We start from the raw sequence: 443 nt of genomic DNA, 5'->3' as shown, positions 1-443 counted from the left end.
CCTACGGGAGGCAGCAGTGGGGAATATTGGGCAATGGGGGAAACCCTGACCCAGCAACGCCGCGTGAAGGAAGAAGGCTTTCGGGTTGTAAACTTCTTTTACCAGGGACGAAGGACGTGACGGTACCTGGAGAAAAAGCAACGGCTAACTACGTGCCAGCAGCCACGGTAATACGTAGGTTGCAAGCGTTGTCCGGATTTACTGGGTGTAAAGGGCGTGTAGGCGGGAGTGCAAGTCAGATGTGAAAACTATGGGCTCAACCCATAGCCTGCATTTGAAACTGTACTTCTTGAGTGATGGAGAGGCAGGCGGAATTCCCTGTGTAGCGGTGAAATGCGTAGATATAGGGAGGAACACCAGTGGCTAAGGCGGCCTGCTGGACATTAACTGACGCTGAGGCGCGAAAGCGTGGGGAGCAAACAGGATTAGATACCCTGGTAGTC

1 rRNA gene is annotated in these 443 nt (G+C 53.5%); it reads left to right on the top strand.

Going from position 1 to position 443, the window contains the following annotated elements:
• Positions 1-443: ribosomal RNA gene (locus tag CRU95_RS16165) — 16S ribosomal RNA — on the top strand; the annotation flags it as partial.

This window comes from Arcobacter sp. F2176 (assembly GCF_004116465.1).
Classification (GTDB): Bacteria; Campylobacterota; Campylobacteria; order Campylobacterales; family Arcobacteraceae; genus Arcobacter; species Arcobacter siniprincipis.
This window is presented reverse-complemented; position numbering and strand designations above follow the sequence as displayed.